Origin of the sequence: Phaeobacter sp. HS011 (assembly GCF_018101215.1) — a bacterium.
Classification (GTDB): domain Bacteria; phylum Pseudomonadota; class Alphaproteobacteria; order Rhodobacterales; family Rhodobacteraceae; genus Phaeobacter; species Phaeobacter inhibens.
Genome location: NZ_JAGEUF010000015.1, coordinates 1 through 25,659 on the forward strand (window position 1 = coordinate 1; position 25,659 = coordinate 25,659).

Annotated in this window: 21 protein-coding genes; 6 read left to right on the plus strand and 15 right to left on the minus strand. The window is 58.4% G+C overall.

The window, feature by feature from the left end; translation table 11 throughout:
* Nucleotides 1–195 precede the first annotated feature (195 nt).
* The 10 genes from J4721_RS19375 to pcaQ form a co-directional block, all read right to left on the minus strand.
* A complete protein-coding gene (locus J4721_RS19375) occupies nucleotides 196–1,185 on the minus strand; it encodes an NADPH:quinone reductase (protein WP_211003444.1) in 990 nt (329 codons plus the stop codon).
* Between the two features lie 154 nt (nucleotides 1,186–1,339).
* Nucleotides 1,340–3,004: a tetratricopeptide repeat protein gene (locus tag J4721_RS19380; protein ID WP_014878980.1), complete on the minus strand. Its 1,665-nt coding sequence runs from the start codon at nucleotides 3,002–3,004 to the stop codon at nucleotides 1,340–1,342.
* Between the two features lie 403 nt (nucleotides 3,005–3,407).
* On the minus strand, nucleotides 3,408–4,325 hold the full coding sequence (locus tag J4721_RS19385) for an MBL fold metallo-hydrolase (protein WP_211003445.1): 918 nt from the start codon (nucleotides 4,323–4,325) through the stop codon (nucleotides 3,408–3,410).
* Nucleotides 4,326–4,481: 156 nt separating this feature from the next.
* Nucleotides 4,482–5,642 (minus strand): ABC transporter substrate-binding protein, encoded by a 1,161-nt coding sequence (locus J4721_RS19390; RefSeq protein ID WP_102857808.1) that lies wholly within the window; start codon nucleotides 5,640–5,642, stop codon nucleotides 4,482–4,484.
* A 45-nt stretch (nucleotides 5,643–5,687) separates the two neighbouring features.
* Nucleotides 5,688–7,625 carry a long-chain fatty acid--CoA ligase gene (locus J4721_RS19395; protein WP_211003446.1) on the minus strand — a complete coding sequence of 646 codons (1,938 nt, stop codon included), beginning with the start codon at nucleotides 7,623–7,625 and terminating at the stop codon, nucleotides 5,688–5,690.
* A gap of 43 nt (nucleotides 7,626–7,668) precedes the next feature.
* Nucleotides 7,669–8,442: an ABC transporter ATP-binding protein gene (locus J4721_RS19400; RefSeq protein WP_014878976.1), complete on the minus strand. Its 774-nt coding sequence runs from the start codon at nucleotides 8,440–8,442 to the stop codon at nucleotides 7,669–7,671.
* Nucleotides 8,442–9,209 carry an ABC transporter ATP-binding protein gene (locus tag J4721_RS19405; protein WP_211003447.1) on the minus strand — a complete coding sequence of 256 codons (768 nt, stop codon included), beginning with the start codon at nucleotides 9,207–9,209 and terminating at the stop codon, nucleotides 8,442–8,444. The genes J4721_RS19400 and J4721_RS19405 overlap by 1 nt, the downstream gene beginning before the upstream one ends.
* Complete coding sequence (locus J4721_RS19410; RefSeq protein ID WP_211003448.1) at nucleotides 9,206–10,291, minus strand: branched-chain amino acid ABC transporter permease; 1,086 nt, start codon at nucleotides 10,289–10,291, stop codon at nucleotides 9,206–9,208. Before J4721_RS19410 ends, J4721_RS19405 begins: the two co-directional genes overlap by 4 nt.
* Before the next feature lie 4 nt (nucleotides 10,292–10,295).
* Nucleotides 10,296–11,171 carry a branched-chain amino acid ABC transporter permease gene (locus J4721_RS19415; protein ID WP_014878973.1) on the minus strand — a complete coding sequence of 292 codons (876 nt, stop codon included), beginning with the start codon at nucleotides 11,169–11,171 and terminating at the stop codon, nucleotides 10,296–10,298.
* 237 nt (nucleotides 11,172–11,408) lie between these two features.
* Nucleotides 11,409–12,326: a pca operon transcription factor PcaQ gene (pcaQ, locus tag J4721_RS19420; RefSeq protein ID WP_102857805.1), complete on the minus strand. Its 918-nt coding sequence runs from the start codon at nucleotides 12,324–12,326 to the stop codon at nucleotides 11,409–11,411.
* 86 nt (nucleotides 12,327–12,412) lie between these two features.
* Between pcaQ and pcaC the strand changes: the two genes are divergently transcribed.
* Genes pcaC through J4721_RS19440 form a run of 4 tightly spaced genes read left to right on the plus strand, consistent with a single transcriptional unit; the run spans nucleotide 12,413 to nucleotide 15,042 of the window.
* Nucleotides 12,413–12,838 carry a 4-carboxymuconolactone decarboxylase gene (gene pcaC, locus J4721_RS19425; RefSeq protein ID WP_102875386.1) on the plus strand — a complete coding sequence of 142 codons (426 nt, stop codon included), beginning with the start codon at nucleotides 12,413–12,415 and terminating at the stop codon, nucleotides 12,836–12,838.
* Nucleotides 12,825–13,550: a protocatechuate 3,4-dioxygenase subunit beta gene (gene pcaH / locus J4721_RS19430; protein ID WP_211003449.1), complete on the plus strand. Its 726-nt coding sequence runs from the start codon at nucleotides 12,825–12,827 to the stop codon at nucleotides 13,548–13,550. The genes pcaC and pcaH overlap by 14 nt, the downstream gene beginning before the upstream one ends.
* On the plus strand, nucleotides 13,550–14,194 hold the full coding sequence (gene pcaG, locus J4721_RS19435; protein ID WP_211003450.1) for a protocatechuate 3,4-dioxygenase subunit alpha: 645 nt from the start codon (nucleotides 13,550–13,552) through the stop codon (nucleotides 14,192–14,194). Before pcaH ends, pcaG begins: the two co-directional genes overlap by 1 nt.
* A gap of 11 nt (nucleotides 14,195–14,205) precedes the next feature.
* The gene (locus tag J4721_RS19440) at nucleotides 14,206–15,042 is read left to right on the plus strand and encodes a 3-keto-5-aminohexanoate cleavage protein (protein ID WP_211003451.1); all 837 of its coding nucleotides are present in this window, start codon (nucleotides 14,206–14,208) and stop codon (nucleotides 15,040–15,042) included.
* 301 nt (nucleotides 15,043–15,343) lie between these two features.
* Here J4721_RS19440 and cueR read toward each other — a convergent pair whose 3' ends face one another.
* Both cueR and J4721_RS19450 read right to left on the minus strand, forming a co-directional pair.
* On the minus strand, nucleotides 15,344–15,748 hold the full coding sequence (gene cueR / locus J4721_RS19445) for a Cu(I)-responsive transcriptional regulator (protein ID WP_014873359.1): 405 nt from the start codon (nucleotides 15,746–15,748) through the stop codon (nucleotides 15,344–15,346).
* Nucleotides 15,745–18,261: a heavy metal translocating P-type ATPase gene (locus tag J4721_RS19450; RefSeq protein WP_211003452.1), complete on the minus strand. Its 2,517-nt coding sequence runs from the start codon at nucleotides 18,259–18,261 to the stop codon at nucleotides 15,745–15,747. Before J4721_RS19450 ends, cueR begins: the two co-directional genes overlap by 4 nt.
* A 330-nt stretch (nucleotides 18,262–18,591) precedes the next feature.
* Here J4721_RS19450 and J4721_RS19455 point away from each other — a divergent pair, with 330 nt between their 5' ends.
* Both J4721_RS19455 and J4721_RS19460 read left to right on the plus strand, forming a co-directional pair.
* Nucleotides 18,592–19,707, plus strand: a complete 1,116-nt coding sequence (locus tag J4721_RS19455) for an S-(hydroxymethyl)glutathione dehydrogenase/class III alcohol dehydrogenase (RefSeq protein ID WP_014873357.1) — start codon at nucleotides 18,592–18,594, stop codon at nucleotides 19,705–19,707.
* Nucleotides 19,708–19,870: 163 nt separating this feature from the next.
* On the plus strand, nucleotides 19,871–20,536 hold the full coding sequence (locus J4721_RS19460; RefSeq protein WP_102853913.1) for a GntR family transcriptional regulator: 666 nt from the start codon (nucleotides 19,871–19,873) through the stop codon (nucleotides 20,534–20,536).
* A gap of 7 nt (nucleotides 20,537–20,543) precedes the next feature.
* Here the strand turns inward: J4721_RS19460 and J4721_RS19465 are convergent, their stop codons facing one another.
* Genes J4721_RS19465 through J4721_RS19475 form a run of 3 tightly spaced genes read right to left on the minus strand, consistent with a single transcriptional unit; the run spans nucleotide 20,544 to nucleotide 25,331 of the window.
* Complete coding sequence (locus J4721_RS19465) at nucleotides 20,544–22,052, minus strand: SpoVR family protein (RefSeq protein WP_102853912.1); 1,509 nt, start codon at nucleotides 22,050–22,052, stop codon at nucleotides 20,544–20,546.
* Nucleotides 22,039–23,376, minus strand: coding sequence for a YeaH/YhbH family protein (locus tag J4721_RS19470; RefSeq protein WP_102874930.1), 1,338 nt, complete (start codon nucleotides 23,374–23,376; stop codon nucleotides 22,039–22,041). The genes J4721_RS19465 and J4721_RS19470 overlap by 14 nt, the downstream gene beginning before the upstream one ends.
* A gap of 20 nt (nucleotides 23,377–23,396) precedes the next feature.
* The gene (locus tag J4721_RS19475; RefSeq protein WP_014873353.1) at nucleotides 23,397–25,331 is read right to left on the minus strand and encodes a PrkA family serine protein kinase; all 1,935 of its coding nucleotides are present in this window, start codon (nucleotides 25,329–25,331) and stop codon (nucleotides 23,397–23,399) included.
* Nucleotides 25,332–25,659: the final 328 nt, after the last annotated feature.

Here is a 25,659-nt window from a genome sequence, read left to right on the forward strand (position 1 = left end):
TTCGAACCTACGATCTTCAGTACCAAAAACTGTTGCCTTACCACTTGGCCACACCCCATCGGTGAGCGGCTGTCTAAAGGCAGACATCGGGAGGCGCAAGGGGGTTTTTGGAAAAAAATGCAGTTTTCGCGCTTCCCTTTGATCCCACGGATTGGCCTTGAAAATCACCGCCTGCGATCTTTGGTTTTTCGTGGTTCACCCGGTCTTTACAAGGATCGCTCCTGCGCGTTTTCCGGCTTCCACGGCGTGATGCGCCTTAGCTGTATCGACTAGGTCGAAGACCGCAGCAATAGGAGGCTGAAGCGCGCCCTGAGCTGCAGCGGCGTTGATACGTTCGATGGCATTGTGCCGGGCCTCTGCGGGCAGCAGATAGACCAGCGCCATTTCCAGTGTCACAGCTTTGAACATCAAGGAATAAAACGGCAGGTTTGGGGTCATGTTCCGCGCCGATCCATATGCGGTGATGCGCCCGTTGGGGGCGATAACGGCGGTGTCGACCGTACAGTTGGCACCGAATTCGACCTCAACAATGTGATCCACGGGGCGGCCCCCGTTTGCGGCCAGGATCTGTTCGGCCAGATCATCCTCAGCGTAACTCAGCACCGCATCGGCACCAACACGTCGGACGCGATCAAAATCCTCTGGCGAGCAGGTGGCAACCACCCGCGCACCACCCCATTTGGCCAGCTGCACCGCCAACAGACCAACAGTACCGGCTCCTCCCTGTACCAGCACGGTTTTGCCGCCGACATCACCGCCAGAAAACACCGTATGGGCCGCTGTAAGCCCTGGAATGCCCAGAACTGCCCCCTGTTGCAGGGTCAGCCCAGCGGGCAAAGCGACAGCCTGATCCGCAGGCAGGGTGATCGAACAGGCTGCCGTACCATTTGGACGCTGCCACTGACCATTCCAGATCCAGACTTCCTCACCGATCCGGGCCGGATCAACTCCTTCGCCCACCTCGACGATCACCCCAGATCCGTCGCTATGCGGGACAATCACGGGATAGGGTAGTTCAGAGACACCGGCACGGGCACCGGCCCTCGCCTTCACATCCGATGGGTTGACGCCAGAATAGGCCAGTTCAACGCGGAGCTCGCCCCGCGCAGGCGCGATATCGGGCAAATTCTCCAACTGCAGCACAGTTTCCGCCGATCCAAATGCCCGATATGTGATCGCTTTCATAATGTGGCCCTTTTCACCTGATGCTACCGACCGCCTGCTCCGACAGGACCAGGCGTCAGTCTCCCCGCAAAAGAGCGAAGACGCGGCGGGCTTGCAAGCCCCCGCGTCTGCGTTGCTTTCACCGGGGTTGAAAATCACCCGGCTTTCATCGTGTTCAGGCAGGAACGCCTGCAGATCTCAGCGCCTTGCTCCAGTCCTTGCCAAAGGAGGCATTGGGGGCAGCATGGTCCTTTTCATAGCGGGCGATATTGAAGCCCGGCTGGACATCCAAGAGGGACTTCACAACATCCCGCGCCTTTGCCGTCTGACCCATCGAGTGCAGGGCAATGGCCTTCGTCCGCAACGTTGCCGGGAACGTCGGGTTAGCCTGTAGCGACCGATCCGCAAGGCTAACCGCGCGGTCATAGTTCTGCGCCCCAAGATTGGCCGTCGCCGAGAGCGAATCGAAATAGTATCGCTGCGGCCCAAGAGGTGACAGCCGACGCGCGGCATCGGTCAGGCGTACAGCGTCTTCCGGCTGGTTCTGATAGGCGAGTGTGGTCCCTTTCAGCAGCAAGGCCAGGGCTTCGTTCGGGTTGTCCTTCAACGCAAGATCATAGGAATCCTGCGCCAGATCAAAGCGGAACATCAGATGGCTGGCGATCAATCCGCGCACCGTCAACGCCAGAGAGAAGGAAGGGTCCTGCGCCAGTGCCGCCGCAACCAACTGATTGGCCAGATGTGCATCCAGCTGCCGATCAGTCGAGAAACCCTTCTGTACCCGCATCACATGCCACATGGCCATCCATGTCAGAGCAACCGGGTGCTGTACCTCTCGCTCCAACAATACCGCGAGAATTTCCTGCGCCTGATTGAACTGCGGCAACTGCATATCCTGCATCAGTGCAATCGCCGCCATCAGCAGCGTATGGCTGTCGTGTTTGGACAGGGGGCGAAAGCCGACCAGTCGCACTGACTCTCCCACAACCGTCCATCCGATCTGCGCAGTCACATCCCGCAATGCGGCACTACAGCCGCTGGTCAGTGACGAGAGGGCCTCCGTGAAATCACGGGACCAGATGACCCGCTCACGCTCGGCATCATGCAGATCGACCTGTAACCGATACGTCTGCCCGGTAACATTTACCGTTCCTGAGACCAGATAATTGGCGCCCGCCATCGAGTAGACTTCGCTTGGCCGGATCTGATGCGGATCAAACTGCCGCGAGGCCAGATAAGACGTCACGCAAAAGGCGTGGCTGCGCGACAGATGGCGCACCAATTCCTCAGAGAGCAATGCACCGAGCGGCGATTTCGCATCTCCGGGCGCACGGTGCACAAACGGTAGAACCGCAATCGGTGGCAGCAGGCTGTCAAGCACCGCACGGCTATAGTTCCGCAGCATTCCGGTGGCAGCCCGGTTCCGCGCATCGGCTCGTGTCAGCTCATTGCGCTGCTGTTCCAACCAGACTGCAAATGTCGTCTCATGCGGGAGTTCGAATCCCTCCATGAAATCGCCTTTTCCCGGATCCGCATCCACTTCGATCTTGGACAAATCCAGTACCACGCGCTCCCGATTTGCAGAGAGCAAAGTCGCGCAGTCCGCGCCAAGATGTCTTCGAAGGGTCGAAAGCGCGGTCCGCAGGCTCGCCTTGGCCTGTTCTGGCTGCGCCAAACTCCAAAGTGTGCGCTCCAGAAAGGCCCGCGTTCGGACACCCCCCTCTGCGGTAGACAAAAGTGCCAATAGTGCTTGGTGCTTTGAGCCGAGGAGAATACTTTCTCCATCGGGCAGAAAAACTCCAAAAGCGCCAAAATGGCGAATTCTAAGTTTATTTTCCATATCCCAAACCCACTGTCTCTAGCAATTCAACCGGAACCCAAACCCCCTATCCCGACAAAATTGATTACCCACGAATTAACCATCTCACAGGAAACAGTGAAAGTCATCATAAATAATACAACCTAAAGGATTTTAAAAAGTTTGAATAACGAACTTTTGTAGCAAGTCCAACTTAGCCTCGCCGTTGTTCGCAGGCACTCACAGTAGAGTACGTAATCTGTATGCAGGGCAGCGCTGGGTTTGGGACCAAACCCCCTCATCCTCATCGCCTCGTGACGCCAGTGCGAGGGCTAATAGTATAAAAAACAGAATCTTACAGGTCGAATACGAGGTTACATCTACCCTGCGCCCAATTCATGTGGGGTCGCTAGGTCAACAAATACACGCAATAGTTGTCTTTGGATCAAATGCCCGGCACGAAGCGATACCCACCACCGGTTGCCTCGACATACCCCACACCACCATCGGGCAGATGATAGCCCACAACCAACAGCTGTTCAGAAGCCAGTTGTTGTAACAGCTGCTGGCGCACCCGTGCCGCGGTAACTGGATCCTGATCTGACGCAATCTCCCAGCTCGGTTCAGAGAAACTGACATGAGCGTTGGTAACTGCATCCCCCAAGATCATAATCCTGTCGGTTCCACGAGCGATCTCAAACGACATATGGCCAGGCGAATGGCCAAAGGTGGCGCGCGCAGCGATGCCGGGAAGGAGCTCGGCACCGTCATTAAAGAGAGTGATTCCATCTGCCAGTATCTCCATTCGGCGACGCGCACCGACGGCCATGGACGCCCTGTCCTCGCCGATTGTATCGACAGTCGCTGGATCAAACCAATAGTCCCACTCCTGACGCCCCATCAAATGCTTTGCGTTGGCAAAAAGCGGATCGTCGAAATCGTCCAGAACCCCCCAAAGGTGGTCCGGATGGCAATGGGTGAAGACAACGTGGGTAATATCCTCCGGGCTGATCCCGGCCGCGGCCAGTGCATCCGGCAACAGGCCTGCCCCATCCTGAAAACCAGGCCCAGCACCCGCATCGAAGAGAACAATGTGATCCGCATCACGCAGAAGCGTGATATTGATCGCCGGCGTCAGCGGGTCGTCAGGAGTCATCCCATGCTTTGCCAGAACCGGCGCGAGCATGGCGGGATCTAGGTCACCGTATAAAAACGACGGTGGCAGACGCATCTGACCATCGGACAGGCTGAGAACCTCCGCACCACCAAGCGAGACCCTGGTCTCGGCCCAGACGCGACCCGCTGGCAGCAAAGCCATCCCCGCCCCCAGCCCCTGCACGAAACGCCGTCTTGTCACTGTCATGATCTGCCTCCCTCGACACTCCTGAATGATATTCAAATATGTGCATGAAATGAAGCCCACTCAGACCTGATATCTCGGATTGTTTCCTCAGAACAAAAAAAGAGCCTGCAGATCGCAGTCTGCAGGCTCTTCATTTTCTCCTTGCAGGAATATTGCTTACTTCCGGCTCAGTTCTTTCCAGAGACCATTTTCGACCACCGAAATAACAATGACATCGGCACCCCGATGATCATCGGGGCCATAGGTGATCTGCGTATCAGTCAGCGCATCAAAGAAATCGAGGCTTTCCATCCCCTTGATGAAGCTCTCATGCGTCAGCTCAGGGCCCGCCGCCTCCAGCGCGTTCACCACGGTATTGGCAGCACTATATCCAAGCATGGCAAAGCCACCGGCGGGCTGGCCGAACTTGGCCTCATAATCCGCCATAAACTTGGCGGGCACTTCATCATCGGCCCGTGCGATTAGATCCGCCCAGCCAGCTGCCGCATATAGCCCATCTGTCACACCACCAGGTACGGCGGCCACCACTTCAAGAAACCCGGCTGAGGTGTTGAGAAACTTCACATCTGTCCAGCCCAATTTCTTGGCTGTGCCAACCACGGTGATCCCCTGGCGCACACCAAGCGCCATGGTCACGACATCGCAACCTTCCGCCTTCAGCTTTGTGAGAGAGCCGACAAAATCCAGCTCGTCCGGTTTGTGTGTGGTCTCTGCGGCGAAACGCAAGCCCAAGTCGGCGGCAATATCCGCGCTGCCCTCCCTGATCTCCTTGCCAAAGTCGGACGGGATGTACATGGAGCAGACTTCGTTGGCATCGAACTCCTCCGCTAGGTAGCTCACCCCGGCCTGCACCTGATCGTAGTAGCTAGAAAAGCCGATGAATTTATTGTCCACCGGGTCCTGCAACATCTGACGCGCAGCAGTCAGCGGGCTGATATTGGGAATGCCTTTCGGGTCGAGCAGTTTGAAACCTGCGATATTCATCGGCGTCCCAAGCGACAACAGCATCGCAAAAACCTGATCGCGGTTCAGAAGCTTGTTGTAGCCCTGCATGGCCCGCGGGATCTGGTAACCGTTGTCTTCCACCACAAAACGGATCTGACGGCCATGGACGCCGCCATTGGCATTGGCTTCATCAAAACGCAGATTGGCGCCATTTACCGCAGGAACGCCCACCGCAGCAAAGATGCCGCTCAGGTCATTCACCGACCCCAACACGATTTCACTGTCACTGACACCCTGGGTGTCCGCCATCGCCTGCGGCGCAAGCCCGGCTGCCAGAGCTACCCCGACAAGCTTCGCTGTCCATGTCTTCATCTGCGCTTACTCCCTTGTGTCCCCCGGCGCGGATGCGCCTGTTTGTCAGTACATCTGGTCGATCAGGTTCTTGTGCTTTTTCTCCACCAGCCCGCGTTTCAACTTCATCGTTGCGGTCAGTTCGTCATCTTCAGCCGTCAGCAGAACGTTGATCAGGCGGAAATCCTTGATCTGTTCGACCCGCGCGAAATCCCTGTTCACCGCGTCGACCTCCCCCCGGATCAGATCAACCACCTGTTCCGCCGCGCAGAGCGAGGCAAAATCACTAAACGGGATTTTTCGGTCCTGGGCAAATTTCTCGACGTTTTCCTGATCAATCATAATCAGGCAGGTCAGGAATTTGCGCCGATCACCAATCACCACTGCGTCGGAAATATAGTGGCTGAATTTCAACCGGCTCTCGATTTCCGCCGGGGTGATATTCTTCCCACCAGCGGTGATAATAATGTCCTTGATCCGCCCGGTGATGGTTAAAAAACCTGCATCATCCAGCTGTCCGACATCGCCTGTACGCAGCCAGCCGTCCTCGGTGTAGGTTTCAGCGGTTTTTTCGGGCTTGTTCCAGTAGCCCTGGAAATTATTCAGCCCCCAAAGTTGGATCTCGCCATCCGGCGCGATGCGGATCTCGACACCCGGCACCGCCTGGCCAACGGTGCCCGGACGATGCGACAAGACCCGGTTGGCAGCGGTCAGACCGGCGTTTTCGGTCATCCCGTAGCCTTCAATCAGAGGCACCCCGATCGACCAGTACCAGCGTAGCAACTCAGGTGAGATCGGTGCCGCACCCGTGCCGCCCCGGCGCAACCGGTCCAGCCCCAGCATGCGGCGCAGATTACGCAGGACCAGCAGATCCCAGATCCGGTAGCGTAGGGCAATGCCGGACGGGACGGGTTTTGCGGCAAGCACATAGTTGGCCCGCGCCGCGCCCGCCGCAACCGCCCGGTTGAAGGCCCAGCGGCCCAGCCATGTCGCCTCCTGCGCCAGCACCAGAACGCGGGAATAGACTTTCTCCCAGACGCGCGGCACCGCAAAGAAAGTTGCAGGCGAGACCTCCTGAATATTGTCAAATACCGTTTCCGGGCTTTCAGCGAAATTGACCGTACTGCCCGCCGCCATGGGCAGATAGACTGAGACATTGCGTTCAAGAATATGGCAGAGCGGCAGGAAACACAGCTGTTCATCCGTGGCGTAGCATTCCAGAGACCGCGCGCCGGACTCCATCGTGGCCAGAATATTCTCATGACTCAGCATGGCGCCCTTAGGCAGACCGGTGGTGCCCGAGGTATAGATCAGCAGCGCAGTGTCATCCGGTCGAGATCGTGCCACCGCATCCTCGAACGCCGCTGGGTTGGCGATTTTAAAAGCCGCCCCCTGATCATAAAGCTGATCGAGAAACAGACATTTTTCATGCCGGAGATCATGCAGCCCGTCGCGGTCCAGAATGATCACCCAGCGCAGGTGCGGAACCTCCGCCTCAATCTCCAGAAACTTGTCCAGCTGTTCGTCATTCTCCACCACCAGAAACCGGCTGCCGCTGTCGTTGACCAGATAGGCCAGCTGCTGCGCTGAATCCGTGGTGTAGACACCCGAGGCAATTGCCCCGGCGCCCTGAATACCCATATCAAGATAGAGCCATTCCTTGCGATCCTCGCTGAGGATTGAGACCACTTCGCCGCGCTCCAGCCCAAGCGCCATCAGTCCGAGACCGATCTTCTCGGCGTGGTCCCAATAGTCCTGCCAGGAATAGGCCTTCCAGATGCCCATGTCCTTTTCCCGGTGAGCGGTGCGAGGGCCAAGCGTGCGGCAGCGCAAGGCAAACAACTTCGCCACCGTATCGCAGCGATCTACCATGACCGGCCGTTGTCCGGGCGTCGCGTTGTAGCTGGCACCATTCAGCACAACCTGAGGCAACAGGGCCGTTTCCCCGTCCTGCTCTGCTCTGCGATCTGCCGCCACCACTGTATGTGTCACCGTTATCCCCATCCGCGCTTGAACCCGTGTTTTTGCGCCTGTTCAGGCATCTTGGTCAGCGCCATGTTTTCTTGCGCTTCCAGCGTTTTTCACTACGTTGCCCTGCTTCCTGATGGCCCAGATAGAAGGATTTGATGTCCTCGCTCTCCATCAGCCGGTCGGCGCTGCCGTCCATGACAATGCGCCCGATTTCCATGACATAACCGACATGAGCCAGTTCAAGCGCGATGCGGGCGTTCTGTTCCACCAACATCATGGTCACCCCTTCGTCACGGTTCAGTCGTTTGAGGATGCCGAAAATTTCCTGCACCAGTAGCGGCGACAGCCCCAGGCTTGGCTCATCCAGAAGCATGATCCGCGGGCGCAGCATCAAACCGCGGCCAATCGCCAGCATCTGCTGCTGGCCACCCGACAGCGTCCCGGCCTCCTGATGGCGCCGCTCCGCCAGAATGGGAAAATAGTCGAACACCATCTGGCGGTCACGCTCGATCTCCGCCTGATCGCGCCGGGTGTAGGCACCCAGTGTCAGGTTTTCCTCAACACTCAGAAGGGGAAAAACCTCCCGCCCCTCCGGCACATGCACGATGCCGCGCCGAACGATACGGTGCGGCTCTTCGCCTTGGATCTCTTCACCATTAAAACTGACACTGCCCTTTTCAGGATCCATGATCCCCGAGATCGTCTTTAGCAGCGTCGACTTCCCAGCCCCATTTGCTCCCAGAACAGTGACAATCTGACCGGCCTGCACCGACAGGGAGACACCGCGAATGGCCATGATGGGGCCGTAGAAACTCTCCAGATTGCGGATATCCAACAAGGCTGCGCCCATCACACCGCCCCCGCGCCCAGGTAGGCCTCGATCACCGCAGGATTGGCCTGAACCTCAGCAGGGGTGCCCTCTGCCAATTTGGCGCCATCCGCCAGCGCCAGCACACGGTCCGATACGCTGGAGACCAGCCCCATATCATGTTCCACCATAAGAACGGTGATCCCCATCTTCTTTCGGATATCATCGATCCACCAGCGCATGTCCTGAGTTTCTTCAACCGACAGGCCGGAGGCGGGTTCATCCAAGAGCAAAAGGCGCGGGCCCGATGCCAGCGCGCGACCCAGTTCAACTACCTTGCGCACCCCATATGGCAGCCCGGCGATCATCTTGTCGCGGTAGGCCTGCAAGTCAAGAAAGTCGATCACCTCTTCCACCGCGGCCCGGTGGCGTCGCTCTTCGCGCCGGACGCGCGGCGTGAAGAATAGCTCTTCCATCAGCGTGCTGCGTCGGTGGCGATGCCGCCCGACCAGCAGGTTCTGCAACACGGTCGCATGGTCGAAGAGCTCGATGTTCTGGAACGTCCGTGCGATACCCAAATCGGCGACCGCATCGGCTTTGGACTGCAGCAGGTCCCGCCCGTCAAAACTCAGACGCCCCGAATGCGGTTGGTAGAACCGGGAAATCAGATTGAAAACCGTCGACTTACCCGCCCCGTTAGGGCCGACGATGGCATAGACCTCTCCCTCCTCAACCGAGAAGCTGAGGTCATTCACTGCCACCACGCCTCCAAATTTCAGCGTCGCGTGTTCGATCTCCAACAGGCTCATCTGAGGCGCTCCGTCTTGAGATAGGATTTCTGGCGGCGGAACATGTCTTTGCGGGCAAAGGGGAACAGCTCAAACCAGATGCGGATCTTCAGCCATCGCCCATAAAGCCCCATCGGCTCAAACAGGATGAACAGGATCAGGATCATGCCAAAGACGCCGGTTTCCAGCCCCGGAATGGCGACACCACTGCCCAGAACGCTGTCTTTGAGGATCGACAGCCCCTGCGGCAGGAACGCTACCACCACCGCGCCAAAGAACGCACCGTGAATGGATCCAAGCCCCCCGATGACGATCATCATCAGCAAGGTGATGGAGATCACCAAGGAGAATGTCTCATTGTTGAAAGCGCCCGCATAATATCCCATCAACGCCCCAGCCCAACCGGTGATCATGCAACTCAGCCCGAAAGCGGTCGCCTTGGTGCGGGCAATATGAACACCCATTGCGGTGGCGCTGACCTCGCTGTCGCGCACCGCAGCAAACGCCCGGCCAAGCGGTGAGCGCAGCAAATTTCGATAAAACAACGTGCAGATTACCGTAACGCCGAGCACGAGATAGTAGAACCGCACCGGCATCGTCCAACGCTCGATCTCAATACCGAACAAGCGGATCACATCGGGGAATTTACCCGAAACACCGCCAGTCCAGAGTTCCAGCAAAACGATGATATCATCGGCGAGGATCGACAGGGCAATCGTCGCAATGGCGAGGTATATCCCATGCAGGCGCAGCGCCGGAATAGCGATGATACCCCCCACGATCCCCGTAATCACACCCGCCAATGGAAAGGCCACTATAAAAGGCAGACCCTGTTCGATCAGGATGGTATTGGCGTAGCAGCCAATTGCCAGAAACGCCGCATGCCCGAGGCTGGCCTGACCGGTTTGCCCAGTCAGCAGCATCAGCCCCAGTCCTGCAATCGCCCAGATCAGCACATTGGTGACTTCGCCGATGTAGAACTCATTGATCAGCAGCGGCAGCGCCAATGCCAACATGACCAACGCGCCGTAGACCAGCAGGCTGTGGCGGTCGGGAAACAGGCGAATATCGTGATCGTAGCTGGTTTTGAATTGGATCCGCATCGTCTCAGACCTTCTTCGTGCGGACTTGGCTGAATAGGCCATGCGGGCGGAACACCAGAACGGCGAGCAACAGCACATAGGGGGCAATCTGTGAATACCCTGCCGCGAGATATCGCGCGGCAAAGGGTTCGATGACACCCACGATTAACCCGCCTGCCAGGGCGCCGGGCAGCGAACCGAACCCGCCAATGACTGCCGCTGCGAAGGCCTTGATCCCCAGTAGCCCCGCATTCGGATCAATCGCCCCTTTGGAAGCAAAGAGAATGCCTGCAACCGCCGCGGTTGCCCCGGAGAGCCCCCAGATCAGCCCCTGTACCCGTTTGACAGGAATGCCCATGAAATACGCTGCCATCTGGTTCTGACTGGCCGCCTGCATCGCCAGCCCCAGCTTGGTGCGCTGAAAGAACTGATAGAGCGACCAGGTCAGCAGCACGGTCACAATTATGATCGCCAGATCCGCCAATCCCAGCACAACCCCTGCGAGTTGCACATCACCTAGGGCAAGCGGGCTTTCCAGCGTTTGCGGCTCATGCCCCCAGATGGCGCCCGCGAAAAACCGGATAACAAAGCCGAGCGCGATGGTCAGAATAACCACCGCCGTCTGGTTCTGACCAAAAAGATGACGCAGGATCACCAGATCCAGCAGATACCCAAGCCCGGCCATGATCGCGATCGACAAGGGGGCCGCCAGCCAGAACGGCAGATGCAGATATTCGGCGTTGGTCAGCCCCAGCGTGACAAAGGCGCCGAGCATCATGAAATCGCCCTGCGCGAAATTGACCGCTTCGGTCGCCTTGTAGATCAGCACAAAGCCAAGCGCGATCAGACCGTAAACACAGCCATTCGCAAGCCCGCTGACCAGCAGCTGCACTCCGTCCAAATTGTCCTCCCCTGCCCGTTCAGGGCGGTTTTCGCGTATTTTTGTTCGACGCGGACCTCCTCAAGCCCGCTCGCTACGGCGACTAAACCCAGAGTAGAGAGATAGATTTTCACCTGTCAATGCACGCGACCCTGCGTCAGAGCCAGAAAAACAGGCTACCAGTTTCGCAGGAAGCACCTAACATTCGCGCCGGATCTACAGCCCGCAGCACCACCGAAACAGGCCACATATTCGCTGTCAGCTACAGACATTCTTCAGTGCGGCGCAAAATCTGGCCGCGGCTGGGGACAGGCTGTGCTCACTGCGCAAGCACAGCCCAACGGGCCCACGGGTGCTGTCCGTATCCAATGGCAACGCCACCAGAACTCCGCTGGCAAGATCGGATCGCACAACACCGTGGCTGATCACCCAGATTGCCTGATGTGCCAACGTAAACTGGCGGCCGAACGTCGAAGACACCGTCTCGATGGCCGCATCAGGCATGGGAATGCCCTGCTCCAGGAACATCCGCTCAACCGATGAACGTATGATCGACGCCGGTGGCGGCATCAGTACCGGATACTTGCCGAACAGCGCATCCGGCAACTGTGCGGCATCCAGCCTTGTCAGCGGATGGTCAGGTGCCACAACCACCGTTACCCGTTCGCGAAACAGCGGATCGAAATCCAGCCCAACCATGTTTTCAGGGGCAGGCAAACGCCCGACCACGACGTCCAGCTCTCCCCGTCGCAACAGATCGAGGAGATATTGATTGTCACCCGACATCACCGAAAACCGGTTGCGCCCGCCTTGCTCCCAGATACTGGCCAGTGCTTCTGGCACCACGGTGGCCGACACCGTCGGCAGAGCACCAATTGTGACTTTCGATCCTTCTGCCGCATCCAGCCCGCGCAGCATCTCAACACCATCACGCGTCAGCGCCAGACTGCGCCCGGCATAGTCCCGAAACATCTCGCCATAGGCAGACAGACGAATACCGCGTCCGTGCTTCTCCACTAGCGGCTTCTCACATACCGCTTCCAGCTCACGCAGGGCACGCGTCACCGCCGGTTGGGTCATACCCAACCGCTCCGCAGCCTGGGTGACGCTCATCTTTCGCGCAACCTCAACAAAGACCTCAAGATGGCGGAGTTTCAACTGAGACGAAAGACGCATACCATTTTCGACATAAAAATATCCATACTACAGGATTATACAGACCAATTACGATATGAGATAACACATAGCCAATGGAGGAGTATATGCGCAAGCCACAGTATGACGCAGGTCAGAACATTCGCCGCGAGGTCTTGGGAGCGGCCCATGTCGCCAACGCAGATGCGGCCACAACCCCATTGGACGCGCCGTTTCAGCAGCTGATTACCGAAGCCGCCTGGGGCACGGTCTGGGCGTCGGATCAGATCAGCCGTCGGGAACGATCCATGCTGACACTGGCGCTATTGGCTGCGCTCGGCAATTTTGACGAGATTCCGATGCACATACGCGCAACCGTGAACACCGGGGCAACGCCCCAGGATATTGCGGAGACCTTCCAGCATGTTGCCATCTATGCCGGGGTGCCGCGCGCCAATCACGCATTGAAGCTCGCCAAGAAAACCTACGCCGAGATGGCCGCCGAAGAAGTGGCCACAGACAGCCTTGCAGGAGACAGCCATGACGCCCCCTGATTATTACTCGCGCGACCGCCGATGGCACCCGCCGGCCTTTACACCGGACTACAAAACATCGGTCAGCCGGTCGCCGCGATTGCCGCTGCTCAGTCTGGAGAACACTGCGAGCGAAATCACCGGCCCGACCTTCGCGCCGACTGACATCGCCCCGGGCGACAACGATCTTCTGACCAATTTCGCGCGTGCTGGCGGCAGTCCGATCGGTGAGCGCATCCTGCTGCATGGCCGCGTCTTGGATGAAAACGCACGACCTGTCCGCAACACGTTGGTCGAAATCTGGCAGGCCAATGCCTCAGGCCGTTATCGGCACAAAAAAGACGGCTATTTGGGCGCGTTAGACCCGAATTTCGGAGGCTGCGGTCGGGTGGTGACTGATGACAACGGCGCCTATGCCTTTCGCACGGTGAAGCCGGGGGCTTACCCTTGGCGCAATGGCATCAACGACTGGCGTCCGGCACATATCCATGTTTCGGTCTTTGGCAGCGCCTTTGCCCAGCGCTTGATCACCCAGCTCTACTTCGAAGGCGATCCGCTGATTGCCCGCTGCCCCATCGTCAGCACCATTCCGGATCCCGCCGCCGTGCAGCAGTTGATCGCGCGGCTGGATATGAATGAAACCCGTCCACTGGATATGATCGCTTATCGGTTCGACATCGTTCTGCGCGGGCGCCGGTCGACGATGTTCGAAAACCGAATGGAGGGGAACTGATGACGTCGCTGAAGGAAACACCATCGCAAACCGCAGGGCCTTATGTTCATATCGGCCTCGCCCCCGGCGCCGCAGGTTTTGATATCTACGAGACCGAGCTGGGGCAGGATATCGCCGGGCCAGAGGCCAAGGGCCAGCGCATTCGCATTGAAGGCCGGGTTCTGGATGGCACTGGAACCCCGCTGAAGGACGTGTTGATCGAGGTCTGGCAGGCCAATGCCAAGGGGATATATGCGCATCGGGAGACGCCCCAACCGGAAGGGGAGCCACAACAGGTCGAGGCTGGTTTCAGGGGCTGGGGACGTGTGATTTCTGATTTTGACACCGGCGACTGGCAGTTTAAAACCGTGAAACCCGGTCCGGTTCGCGGGCGCGACAGTCGGATGATGGCGCCCCATATCAACCTCTGGATTGTGGCGCGCGGTATCAACGTAGGCCTGAATACACGGCTCTACTTCGAGGAAGAGCAGGAGGCGAATGACAACGACCCTGTTCTGAAGCTGATTGAGCAAACCGGCCGGCGCCACACCCTCCTTGCCCGGACACAGGATCAGGCAAACACCGGCACCGTAGAAACACCTTCGGTCTATCGCTTCGACATTCATCTGCAAGGGCCGGATGAAACCGTGTTCTTTGATATCTGAGGAAGCTGATCATGAACAATCCCTGCATTATCTGCGTGGCCATTACCGGATCAGTTCCCCGCAAGGCTCACAATCCGGCCGTGCCGATCAGCATTGAAGAGCAGATCGAAAGTACCCATGAGGCCTACGAAGCCGGCGCCAGCATCGCCCATTGCCATGTCCGGCTTGAGGATGAGACGCCGACCTCGGATCCAGACCGTTTCGCCCGGCTCATGGGTGGGATCCGTCATCACTGCCCTGATATGATCATCCAGCTGTCTACCGGTGGGCGATCCGGTGCCGGGCGCGAACGTGGCGGCATGTTGTCACTGCGACCGGATATGGCCTCGCTCTCTGTTGGCTCCAACAACTTCCCGACCCGTGTCTATGAGAACCCGCCAGATCTGGTGGACTGGCTGGCGGCGCAGATGGTGGAGTATGACGTCAAACCGGAGATTGAGGCCTTTGACCTCTCTCACATTCACCAGGCCGTGGCGATGTCACGGGACGGACGACTGAAGGCCCCGCTCTACGTCCAGTTTGTCCTGGGAGTCAAAAATGCGATGCCGGTGGATCGCGATGTCTTCGACTACTACGTCAAGACCATGGAACGGCTTGCTCCGGGCGCGCAATGGTGTGCCGCTGGGATTGGTGCCGGTCAGCTGCACGTTAACGAATGGGCCATCGCAGCCGGTGGTCACACACGCACCGGGCTGGAGGACAATCTGCGGCTGGATCGCCAAACGCTTGCGCCATCCAACGCGGCACTGGTCCGCCGTGCCGCAGATCTTTGTGATCGCTACGACCGTCCTGTTGCGACATGCGATGAAGCCCGTGCCATTCTGGGTCTGCGCCCTGCCAACGGCTGAATTCCCTCGCAGACAAATGCTCAGACCAAGGTGGTCACGTGTCCTCTCCTGCCCCTCTTTCGGCAGTTTTATGCTGAGATTTTCCGACGCCGCGTCAGGCGGCTGCCACCTCTTGTTTGCGCGGATAGCGCACCTTATCTCGGTGATGCGCGCGACGCATTCGCAGCAAGAGCCGCTCCTCCCTCGGCTGCTGTTGGCCCACTGCCTAACCCTCCCGAGTTGCATAGGGCCTCGAATGCGCCGCGCGTCACCTTACACCACAAACATCTACCGATCTGAACGGCCCTCTAGGTGAGCCACCCTATTGGTCACCCGCGTCAGGTGGCTGCGACAGGTCGCGCAGAATGGGGCAGTCCGGCCGGTTGTCACCTGCGCAACAGGTCACCAGTTCCGACAGCGTATCCCGCATCGCTTCCAGATCGGCGATCTTGATATTAATTTTGTCGAGATGCTCCTGCGCCAATTGTTTCACGTCGGCGCTGGCCCGACTCTCATCCTCATAAAGCGCAAGCAGCGTCCGACAATCTTCGATGGTAAAGCCAAGCGCGCGGGCACGGCCCAGAAAGGCCAGCTTGTGCAGATCGGTCTCCGCAAAACAACGATAGCCATTATCGCTGCGCCGCGGTTTGATCAGTCCAATGTCTTCATAGTAACGTATTGTCTTGGCCGGCAAACCAGAGCGGCTGGCTACATCACCAATGTTCATGGTCGTACCTCATTCATCTGCTGCGCCGGTGCTAAATCCGTCGATGTCTTAGGTTGATCTATGTCCGACCGCAGCCCACGCAAGCGCAGCGCATTGCTGAGCACAAACACGCTGGACAGCGCCATCGCACCGGCAGCCAGTCCTGGCGACAAAAGCGGCCCGCCAAAGGGCACCAGGATCCCCGCCGCCACAGGCACCAGCAGAATATTGTAGCCAAAGGCCCACCCCAAATTCTGCCGAATATTGCGCAATGTCGCCCGGCTGACCTTGATGGCGTTGACCGCCCCCCGTAGGTCACCAGAGACCAAGACGATATCGGCCGTCTCAATGGCCACATCCGTACCGGTGCCGATTGCAATCCCGACATCTGCCGCCGCCAGGGCCGGCGCATCATTGATCCCGTCACCAATGAAGGCGAGAGCCCCGTGTTTCTGCTGCAGCGCCTCCAGCGCGCTCACCTTATCGGCGGGCAGGCAGTTCGCTTCAACGATCTCAATCCCCAGATCATCAGCGATAGCCCGTGCCGTGGCAGCCCCGTCGCCGGTCAGCATCGCAACCTTCAGCCCCTGTGCGACCATGGCTTTGACAGCGGCACGGCTTCCCTCTTTGACAGGGTCCGTTACGGCCACCAACCCAGCCAGCCGTCCGTCAACCGCCGCATATAGCGTGGTTGCACCGCCTGCGGCGAGGCTGTCTGCCTCCGCCTCGAATGGCGCACAGGATATCCCCTCACGCGCCATCAGTCGCGCCGCCCCGATAAGGATCTGCTGGCCCGCCACGGATGCACACAAGCCATATCCTGGTATGGCCTCCACCTCCGTCGCCTGCGGGATATCCGCCCCCGCTGCCGCTGTAATGGCCCGTGCGATCGGATGTTCCGACTGTGCCTCCGCCGCCGCCAGCAGCGGCAGCAGCCCGGTCCTGTCAAACCCTTCGGCACAACGCAGCACGGTCAAGGTCGGGCGGCCTTCGGTCAGGGTTCCGGTCTTATCCAGGGCAACAACGCGCGTATCCTGCAGCCGCTGCAGCGCATCCCCCTTGCGAAACAACACCCCCATCTGTGCCGCACGTCCGATCCCGACCATGATTGAAGTGGGCGTCGCCAGCCCCATTGCGCAGGGGCAGGCAATGATCAGCACAGACACCCCCGCAACCAGCGCAAGGGGCAAGGTCGGGTCCGGGCCGAACAGCAGCCAGACGGCGACTGTCAGCGCCGCAATCACGATGACCGCAGGGACGAACCACAGGGTCACGCGATCCACCAGCGCCTGCACCGGCAGCTTGGCGCCCTGCGCCTGCTCGACCATGCGCACGATCTGCGCCAGCAGCGTATCCGCACCGACATGGGTGGCGCGATAATCCAGAACGGCCGCGCCATTGATGGTACCCGCCGTCAGCATATCGCCGTCAGCTTTCTCCACAGGGATCGGTTCTCCGGTGATCATGCTCTCATCAACAAAGGAGCGTCCGGTCAGGACCGTGCCGTCCACGGCGACCCGCTCACCCGGCCGCGCGCGCAGATGATCCCCGACGCGCAGCTCCGAGACCGGACGTTCTTCAGTCTTGGTGCTTGTAACAACCAATGCGACCTTGGGCTGCAACCCGACCAGAGCACGGATCGCAGCACCGGTGCGCCCCTTGGCGCGGGCCTCCAGCCAGCGCCCTAGCAGGATCAAGGTGACGATAACCGCTGCCGCCTCGTAGTAGACATTGGCGGTTCCCGCAGGCAGCAGGCGCGAGGCAAAGGTTGCCACCACCGAGTACCCGTAGGCCGCCGCAGTCCCGATCGCCACCAGCGCATTCATATCCGGCGCACCACGCAACAGCGCAGGCACCCCCTGGCGATAGAACCGCAGGCCAGGGCCAAACAACACCAGTGTTGTCAGCAGAAATTGCAGAATATGGCTATTGCCAGTGCCGATGGTACGCGCGACCCAGTGGTCCAGCGCGGGGATCATATGGCCGCCCATCTCAATCATAAAGACCGGCAGCGTCAGGGCCGCAGCGATAAGGAACGCCCAGCCAAGACGCTGAATTTCGGCTTCCTTTCCAGCCCTCTGGCTATCCGCGTCACTTTGCGTGTTACCGACATATGTCGCGGGATAGCCTGCACGCTTGCTGGACTTCAGCAGATCCTCAGCAGTCAGCACACCAGCCAGATAGGTCACATGGGCCTGCTCCTGGGCAAGGTTCACATCCGCCGAAATTACCCCCTCGACCTGCTGCAAGGCGCGTTCGACACGCGCGACGCAGCTTGCACACGTCAGACCGCTGATCTGCAGCTCAATCGTCGCCTCTGCCGCCGGATACCCGGCTGTTGTCAATGCCCCGCGCAGATCCTCCACCGAGACCTCGGGTGAAACAACGATGCGCGCCTTGCTGGTTGCCAGATTGACGGATGCCTCCCGCACCCCGAACACCGCAGCCAGCGCACGCTCTGCCCGACCGACACAACCCGCACAACTAAGACCGGTCACCTCAATATGCAGTTCCCTGACGTGTGGCTCTTCCATAGCAGACACCTTCCGGACATTGTCGTTAAGATTATATCTTTGCTGATATGGGGCTTCCAGTCACAGGAAGGTCAAGAGCCTATCCGCATAATACTGATATCTTCGACATCGCAGACCACCCTGCACCAGAACTGGCTCCGGGATGACGGGAACGGATGTCCCGCTGTCGTATTTTTTCAGGGCGCAGTCGGTCAGCATCGCTAGACTGGCAACATCAAGAAATACACATCCCGCGACGGCGGGTGGTTTACGCCCCCCCAACGGGTCTGCCAATATGCCGCTCAGCGCAATTGGCGCCTGCCGTTACAGACAGAACAAAGGAATTTCACCATGATTCGCACTCGCGCCGCTGTGGCCGTTGCCCCGGGTAAACCGCTGGAGATTATGGAGGTGAACCTCGAAGGCCCGAAAAAGGGCGAGGTGCTGGTCGAAATCAAGGCAACTGGTCTTTGTCACACGGATGAGTTCACCCGCTCCGGTGATGATCCCGAGGGTATCTTCCCGGCAATTCTGGGCCATGAGGGCGCGGGCGTGGTGGTCGAAGTTGGCGAAGGCGTGACCAGCCTGGAAGTGGGCGACCATGTAATCCCGCTCTACACGCCGGAATGCCGCGAATGCGAATACTGCCTCAATCCCAAGACCAACCTGTGTCAGGCGATCCGTTCAACGCAAGGGCAAGGCCTGCTGCCGGACGGCTCCACACGGTTCTCGATGCTGGATGGCACGCCGATCTACCACTACATGGGCTGCTCGACCTTTGCCAACCACACCGTGGTGCCGGAAATCGCCCTAGCAAAGATCCGCAAGGACGCGCCTTTTGACAAGGTCTGCTACATCGGTTGCGGCGTCACCACGGGTATCGGCGCGGTGATCAACACCGCCAAGGTGGAGATCGGCTCACGCGCGATTGTCTTTGGTCTTGGCGGCATTGGCCTCAACGTGATTCAAGGCCTGCGCTTGGCTGGTGCCGATCAGATCGTCGGTGTTGACCTCAACCCCGGCAAAATCGAGATGGCCAAGCAGTTTGGCATGACCGATTTTGTGAACCCGGCTGAGGTTGACGGCGATCTGGTTGCTCATCTCGTTGAGCTGACCAAAGGTGGTGCCGATTACACCTTTGATGCCACAGGCAATGTGCAGGTCATGCGGACCGCGCTTGAGGCCGCGCACAAGGGCTGGGGCGAGAGCATCATCATCGGCGTAGCACCCGCTGGTGCCGAGATTTCGACCCGTCCGTTCCAGCTGGTCACAGGCCGCAGCTGGCGCGGCACAGCCTTCGGCGGCGCTGCCGGGCGTACGGATGTGCCCAAGATTGTGGACTGGTATATGGACGGCAAGATCGAAATCGACCCGATGATCACCCACAAGCTGTCTCTTGATGAAATCAACCATGGGTTCGACCTTATGCACGAAGGCAAATCGATCCGCGCCGTCGTCGAATTCTGATCCTGCATTGCAGACAAGACCATGACGCAGGCCACCCGGCCTGCGTTTTCATTTGGGTCGCGCATCTGCCTCATCCCAATCAGACCTGTCGACGGGGCTGGCGGCGGCGTTCAACCACAGGCATAATCGACCTCACAAACTCCGCTTTGGCCGAGGAACCGGATTGAAACTGCACGCCATCGATATCTCCAAGACCGAGTCCGCCGCGACGATCATCTTTCGTACCCTGCAGAAGGCAATCATCACCGGCGAGCTCTCTGACGGCACTCCCTTGCGACAGGACGAAATCGCCAAGGCTTTTCGCACCTCACGCTTTCCCGTACGCGAGGCCATCACCCGCCTGGAACAACAGGGGCTGGTCACCTCCCAGCGCTACAAGGGTGCCGTGGTCGCGACGCTGTCGATGCAGGATGCCTCCGAAATTTTCGAACTGCGCGCGAAACTTGAGGCCGATATTATCCGCGCCGCGGTGGCCAATATGACCCAAGAGATTACCGATCAGGCCCACGCGCATCTGGATGCCTTTGCCGCCTGCGATGACCCGATGCAATGGGGACCACTGAACCGGCAATTTCACGGCACGCTCTACAGCGTTAGCGGCCTGCCCTACCATGTCGAAGTTATCGAGAGCGCCATGGATCGCATCGACCGCTACCTGAGGGCGCAGCTGATCATGAGTGACGGCATGGCCCGCAGCGACCAGGAACACCGCGATATCCTCCGCGCCTGCGCAGAGCGCGACGCCGAAAAGGCCGCCCGACTAACGACGGCACATATTCTGGCCGCCAAAACCTCGCTTGAGGAGCAATTGCGGGCCCAGATCCCCTGATCCGACGTCATCCCCCTGCGTCGACCGCCTCAAGACTGACATCGTATCCCCATAGCCTGCGCAGATGCTTCAGCACCTCATCGCGATCCTCCTCCGACAGGTGGATCCCATCCCGCACCGTATGGGTCAGCTTCAGCTCACGATCCCCCTTGAGGTCGGCGTCGGTGACCTGAATATCAGGCTCTAAATAGGCCAGATCATAGGAATGCGCGAGATCTCGGCGCACTGAGCGATAGCCGCTGCGATTGTGGATCTGGCTCACCACCAAATGTGATTGATCCGCATCATCGGCGAGCGTGAACAGCTTGAACTTGCGGATAAGGTGCGGCGACAGGAACTGCTGGATGAAACTTTCATCGCGGTAGTTGGCCCAGGCATCCCGCATCACCCGCCGCCAATCCGGATCGCCTGCAAAATCAGGGAACCACTCCCGGTCTTCATCGGTCGGGTTCTCACAGATACGGCGGATGTCCTGCATCATCGCAAAGCCGAGCGCATAGGGATTGATGCCGGAATAGCGCGGGTCATCATACTCAGGCTGAAGCACCACATTGGTATGGCTGTGCATCATTTCCATATAAGCGCCTTCGGTCAGGCGCCCCTGCTCGAACAGCTTGTTGATGATGTAATAATGCACAAAGGTCGCGCAGCCCTCATTCATGACCTTGGTCTGCTTCTGCGGATAGAGATACTGTGCCAGCATCCGCACAATGCGCAGGATCTCACATTGCCAAGGGTCCAGCACCGGACTGTGCTTTTCCAGAAAATACAGCAGGTTCTCCTGCGGCAGATTCATCAGCTTGCGGCGGGCACTGTAGGGTTCATCCTTGATCTGCTCCAGCTTGTCCTGGCCCAGCGTCGCATCGGTCCAGATGTCCAATACGCTCTGAGCGCTTTCATAGCCTTCACGCACCTTCTGCATCGCGGCCAGTTCTTCGGTGGTTGGTTTGGGCGGACGCCCATAGCGAAACACGCCCTGCGACTGTAACGCATGGGCCGCATCCAGGATTTCCTCCACCGCACTGAGGCCATACCGTTCCTCGCAGGCCGAGATGTAATTCTTGGCAAAGGCCAGGTAATCATGGATGCCGGCCGCGTCGGTCCATTGCTGGAACAGGTAGTTGTTCTTGAAGAAATGATTATGCCCAAAGGCTGCATGCGCCATGACCAGAGTCTGCATGGCCATCGTATTCTCTTCCATATTGTAGCTGATACAGGGGTTTGAGTTGATGACAATCTCATAGGCCAGCCCCTGCCGCCCGGTCCGGTAAAGCGCTTCATCACGGGCAAAATGCTTACCAAACGACCAATGCTGATACATCAATGGCAGTCCGACGCAGGAATAGGCATCCAGCATCTGTTCGGCCGAGATGATCTCAATCTGGTTTGGATAGACGTCCAGCCCCAGATCATTGAGCGCGATTTCCTCAATCGCGTCGCGCGCGACTTCCAACAATTGAAAGGTCCATTCCGGCCCCGTGAACATTGGTTTCGCGACAGTGTCACCCGCCTGCATTCTGCGCCCCTTTTGCCTTGGGAAGGAAGAATTCCCGGAAAATCGGATAGATATGCGATGGTTGCGACACCCGCTGCATTTCAAAGTGCGGAGCCTGTGCCTTCACCTGCCGGTAGTTCTGCCACAAATCCTCGCCCGCCTCGGGATTGTTCAACAGCATCTCGGCGTTTTCATCGACGATTTCAACGTAAGCGTAATACTGGCAAACCGGCAGCAGGTCCTCCAACAGCAGCGCCTTACAGCGCGCCGAGTCATTGCCGAAGTTTTCCCCGTCAGAAGCCTGCGCACCATAGATGTTCCATTCATCCGGCGGATACCGTTCTGCGACGATCTCCTTCATCTTCTCCAGCGCGGTTGAGACGATTGTACCACCGGTTTCGCGCGCATAGAAAAACGTCTCCTCATCTACCTCCTGCGCGTGATGGGTATGGCGGACAAACACCAGTTCGGTGTGTTCATAGCTGCGTGTCAGGAACAGATGCAGCAGCAGGAAAAAGCGTTTTGCCAGATCCTTCTCCCGCTCCTGCATGGAGCCCGACACATCCATGAGGCAGAAGACAACCGCACGCGAGTTGCGGATTTTCTCAGGCACATGTGTATCATACCGCAGATCCAGCGGATCGATGTAGCCAACCACCCGACGTTTGCGCTCCAACACCTCCAGCCGGTGTCGCAAATCCTCGAGATCGCTCTCCTGTTTTTTGCTGCGTTCTGGCAGCGCCTCCAGCTCTTGGATCTCGGCCTGTAGCTCGGCAATGGATCTGACGGAGGGCCGCTGCAACGCGATCCGGCGCCCCAGGGAATTGCGCATGGTCCGCACAAGATTGAGGTTATTCGGCGTGCCCGCAGTGGTCAGCCCCGCGCGGCGTGTTCCGATGGTTTCCGTCTCTACAGTGGCCTTTTCAACCAGATCGGGCAATTCCAGCCCGTCGAACAAGATCTCAAGATATTCGTCACGCGTCAGGGTGAAAGAAAATTCATCCGCGCCGTCGCCATCCTCGGAGGCCTGTTTGCCTCCCTCACCCGCGCCGCCCTGGGGTCGTTTCAGCGTATCGCCAACCACGAATTCCTTGTTGCCCGGCAGCACATGGCGCCGCCGCCCCCCTTTGGACGAATGGTGGAACCGGGGTTCCTTCAGCCCGCGGGAGGGGATGGTGACCTTTTCACCTTCGGCCGGGATGCCACCACCATCCTTGATCGACTTATCTCGGACCGATCTGTCGACACGTTCCTTGATACTTTCGCGGGCACGCTCAAGGAACCGTTGCCGGTTCCCCAAACTCTTGCCCTTGGGATTGGCGCGCCTGTCGATAAAATGATGCATCTGGCACCCACCCTTTTCTGTTAGCCCGCCTTGTTCACGCGCATGTACCACTCCACCAGCCTGCGGACCTGCCGATCGGTGTAACCGTGGCTGCGCATCCTTTCGACGAACTCCTGGTGTTTGCCTTCGGTCTTGCTGTCTTTCTTGGAGCCGAAGGAAATCACCGGAAGCAGTTCCTCAACCTGGCTGAACATGTGTTTTTCGATCACATCGCGCAGCTTCTCATAGGAATTCCACGCCGGGTTTGACCCGGTATTCGCGCGGTGGCGCAGAGCGAATTTCACAACCTCATTGCGGAAATCCTTGGGGTTGGCGATGCCGACGGGCTTTTCGATCTTGCTGAGTTCCGCATCCAGAACCTCACGATCATAGAGCTGGCCGGTATCGGGGTCTTTGTAATCCTGCTCTTCGATCCAGGCGTCAGCATAAGAGATGTACCGGTCGAACACGTTCTGCCCGTATTCGGTATAGCTCTCCAGATAGGCTTTCTGGATTTCGTTGCCGATGAATTCTTCGTACCGCGGCGCCAGTTCCGTCTTGATGAAGGCGAGATATTTCGCCTCCGTCTCCGTCGGGAACTGCTCGCGTTTGATCATCTGCTCCAGCACATACATCAGATGGACCGGATCTGCCGCAACCTCATCGGTGTCGAAGTTGAACGTGGTCGACAGCACCTTGAAGGCAAAGCGCGTGGAGATCCCGTTCATCCCCTCGTCAACACCGGCGCGATCCTGATATTCCTGCACGGTCTTTGCCTTCGGATCGGTATCCTTCAGGCTCTCGCCATCATAGACCCGCAGCTTGGAATAGAGGTTGGAATTCTCATGCGGCTTCAGCCGGGTGAGAACCGAGAAACGGCTGAGGATTTTCAACGTCTCAGGGGCACAGGGCGCCGCCGCAAGCTCGCTGTGCTCAATCAGCTTGTCGTAGATCTTCGCCTCTTCCGTGACACGCAGACAGTACGGCACCTTCACAATCGACACCCGGTCGATGAAGGCCTCATTGTTCTTGTTGTTCTTGAACTGCTGCCATTCAGATTCATTTGAATGGGCAAGGATCAGGCCCGTGAAGGGGATCGCGCCAAAGCTCTCGGTCCCCATATAGTTGCCTTCCTGCGTCGCTGTCAGCAGCGGGTGCAGCATCTTGATCGGAGCCTTAAACATCTCGACAAACTCAAGGATGCCCTGTGTCGCTCGGTTCAAACCGCCTGAGAAACTATAGGCATCCGGGTTGTCCTGGCTGAAATGCTCCAGCTGGCGAATGTCGACTTTGCCCACCAAAGTTGAGATATCCTGATTGTTCTCATCACCCGGCTCAACCTTGGCCACGCAGATCCGGCGCAGCCGGGAGGGATACAGCCGTACCACCGAAAATTTGTTGATATCGCCACCGAATTCATCAAGCCGCTGTACCGCCCATGGCGACATCAGCCCCGGCAGGCGATGCTGTGCGATCCCGTATTCATCGTTCAGCAATTTGCCCATCCGCACCGGATCAAAGAGGCCAAGCGGGCTTTCAAAAATGGGAGACAAATGGTCCCCGGCCTTCAGCACGTAGATCGGCTGTTCCTCGACCAGACGCTTCAGACGCTCTGCCAGAGAGGATTTACCACCCCCAACCGGACCCAACAGGTAGAGGATCTGTTTACGCTCCTCCAGCCCCTGCGCAGCGTGGCGGAAGTAGCCCACGATCCGCTCGATCGTGTCCTCCATCCCGTAGAAATCCTTGAAGGCAGAGTATCGTTTGATGGTCCGGTTCTGAAAGATCGGGCCCAGTCGCGCATCTTTTGACGTATCGACCAGCTCTTCGTCGCCAATCGCCTTGAGCATGCGCTCTGCGACATTGGCGTACATGCTGGGATCATCACGGCAGGCATTCAGATAGTCCTGCAGTGACATCTCCTGCTCGCGCGTTTCGCCATATTGTTCGGCAAAGATTTCGGCAATGTCTTTCATCTGGCTCTAGCCTCCTAGTTACTGCGCGCCGGTCCTCCTGGGGTCCAAGATCGCACACGGACAGAGGGCGCCCAGCGCGAGGGCCAAGTAATGTCCGCGTGAAAATATTCGTCTGAATTCTGCTCGGCGCCGGATCCGGCGATACAAGACCAGCGGGTCACTCTGAGCGGTGACATTCCAGCTGTGGCCTGGGTTTCGGCGTCGTGTACTTAGGATCAACTCTACACCAATTATGCCCTTCATCCTATCTGAAACTGGTGTCTTTTTGGTTAATTGCCAGTGCGTTTTAATAGAACACTTGTTCACACATCAGCGATATACACGTGAC

Bases quoted from the DNA above. Each gene is read 5' to 3' on its own strand.
- J4721_RS19375 (WP_211003444.1), bottom strand. From the start codon at position 1,185: ATGAAAGCGATCACATATCGGGCATTTGGATCGGCGGAAACTGTGCTG.
- J4721_RS19380 (WP_014878980.1), bottom strand. From the start codon at position 3,004: ATGGAAAATAAACTTAGAATTCGCCATTTTGGCGCTTTTGGAGTTTTT.
- J4721_RS19385 (WP_211003445.1), bottom strand. From the start codon at position 4,325: ATGACAGTGACAAGACGGCGTTTCGTGCAGGGGCTGGGGGCGGGGATG.
- J4721_RS19390 (WP_102857808.1), bottom strand. From the start codon at position 5,642: ATGAAGACATGGACAGCGAAGCTTGTCGGGGTAGCTCTGGCAGCCGGG.
- J4721_RS19395 (WP_211003446.1), bottom strand. From the start codon at position 7,625: ATGGGGATAACGGTGACACATACAGTGGTGGCGGCAGATCGCAGAGCA.
- J4721_RS19400 (WP_014878976.1), bottom strand. From the start codon at position 8,442: ATGGGCGCAGCCTTGTTGGATATCCGCAATCTGGAGAGTTTCTACGGC.
- J4721_RS19405 (WP_211003447.1), bottom strand. From the start codon at position 9,209: ATGAGCCTGTTGGAGATCGAACACGCGACGCTGAAATTTGGAGGCGTG.
- J4721_RS19410 (WP_211003448.1), bottom strand. From the start codon at position 10,291: ATGCGGATCCAATTCAAAACCAGCTACGATCACGATATTCGCCTGTTT.
- pcaQ (WP_102857805.1), bottom strand. From the start codon at position 12,326: ATGCGTCTTTCGTCTCAGTTGAAACTCCGCCATCTTGAGGTCTTTGTT.
- pcaC (WP_102875386.1), top strand. From the start codon at position 12,413: ATGCGCAAGCCACAGTATGACGCAGGTCAGAACATTCGCCGCGAGGTC.
- pcaH (WP_211003449.1), top strand. From the start codon at position 12,825: ATGACGCCCCCTGATTATTACTCGCGCGACCGCCGATGGCACCCGCCG.
- pcaG (WP_211003450.1), top strand. From the start codon at position 13,550: ATGACGTCGCTGAAGGAAACACCATCGCAAACCGCAGGGCCTTATGTT.
- J4721_RS19440 (WP_211003451.1), top strand. From the start codon at position 14,206: ATGAACAATCCCTGCATTATCTGCGTGGCCATTACCGGATCAGTTCCC.
- cueR (WP_014873359.1), bottom strand. From the start codon at position 15,748: ATGAACATTGGTGATGTAGCCAGCCGCTCTGGTTTGCCGGCCAAGACA.
- J4721_RS19450 (WP_211003452.1), bottom strand. From the start codon at position 18,261: ATGGAAGAGCCACACGTCAGGGAACTGCATATTGAGGTGACCGGTCTT.
- J4721_RS19455 (WP_014873357.1), top strand. From the start codon at position 18,592: ATGATTCGCACTCGCGCCGCTGTGGCCGTTGCCCCGGGTAAACCGCTG.
- J4721_RS19465 (WP_102853912.1), bottom strand. From the start codon at position 22,052: ATGCAGGCGGGTGACACTGTCGCGAAACCAATGTTCACGGGGCCGGAA.
- J4721_RS19470 (WP_102874930.1), bottom strand. From the start codon at position 23,376: ATGCATCATTTTATCGACAGGCGCGCCAATCCCAAGGGCAAGAGTTTG.
- J4721_RS19475 (WP_014873353.1), bottom strand. From the start codon at position 25,331: ATGAAAGACATTGCCGAAATCTTTGCCGAACAATATGGCGAAACGCGC.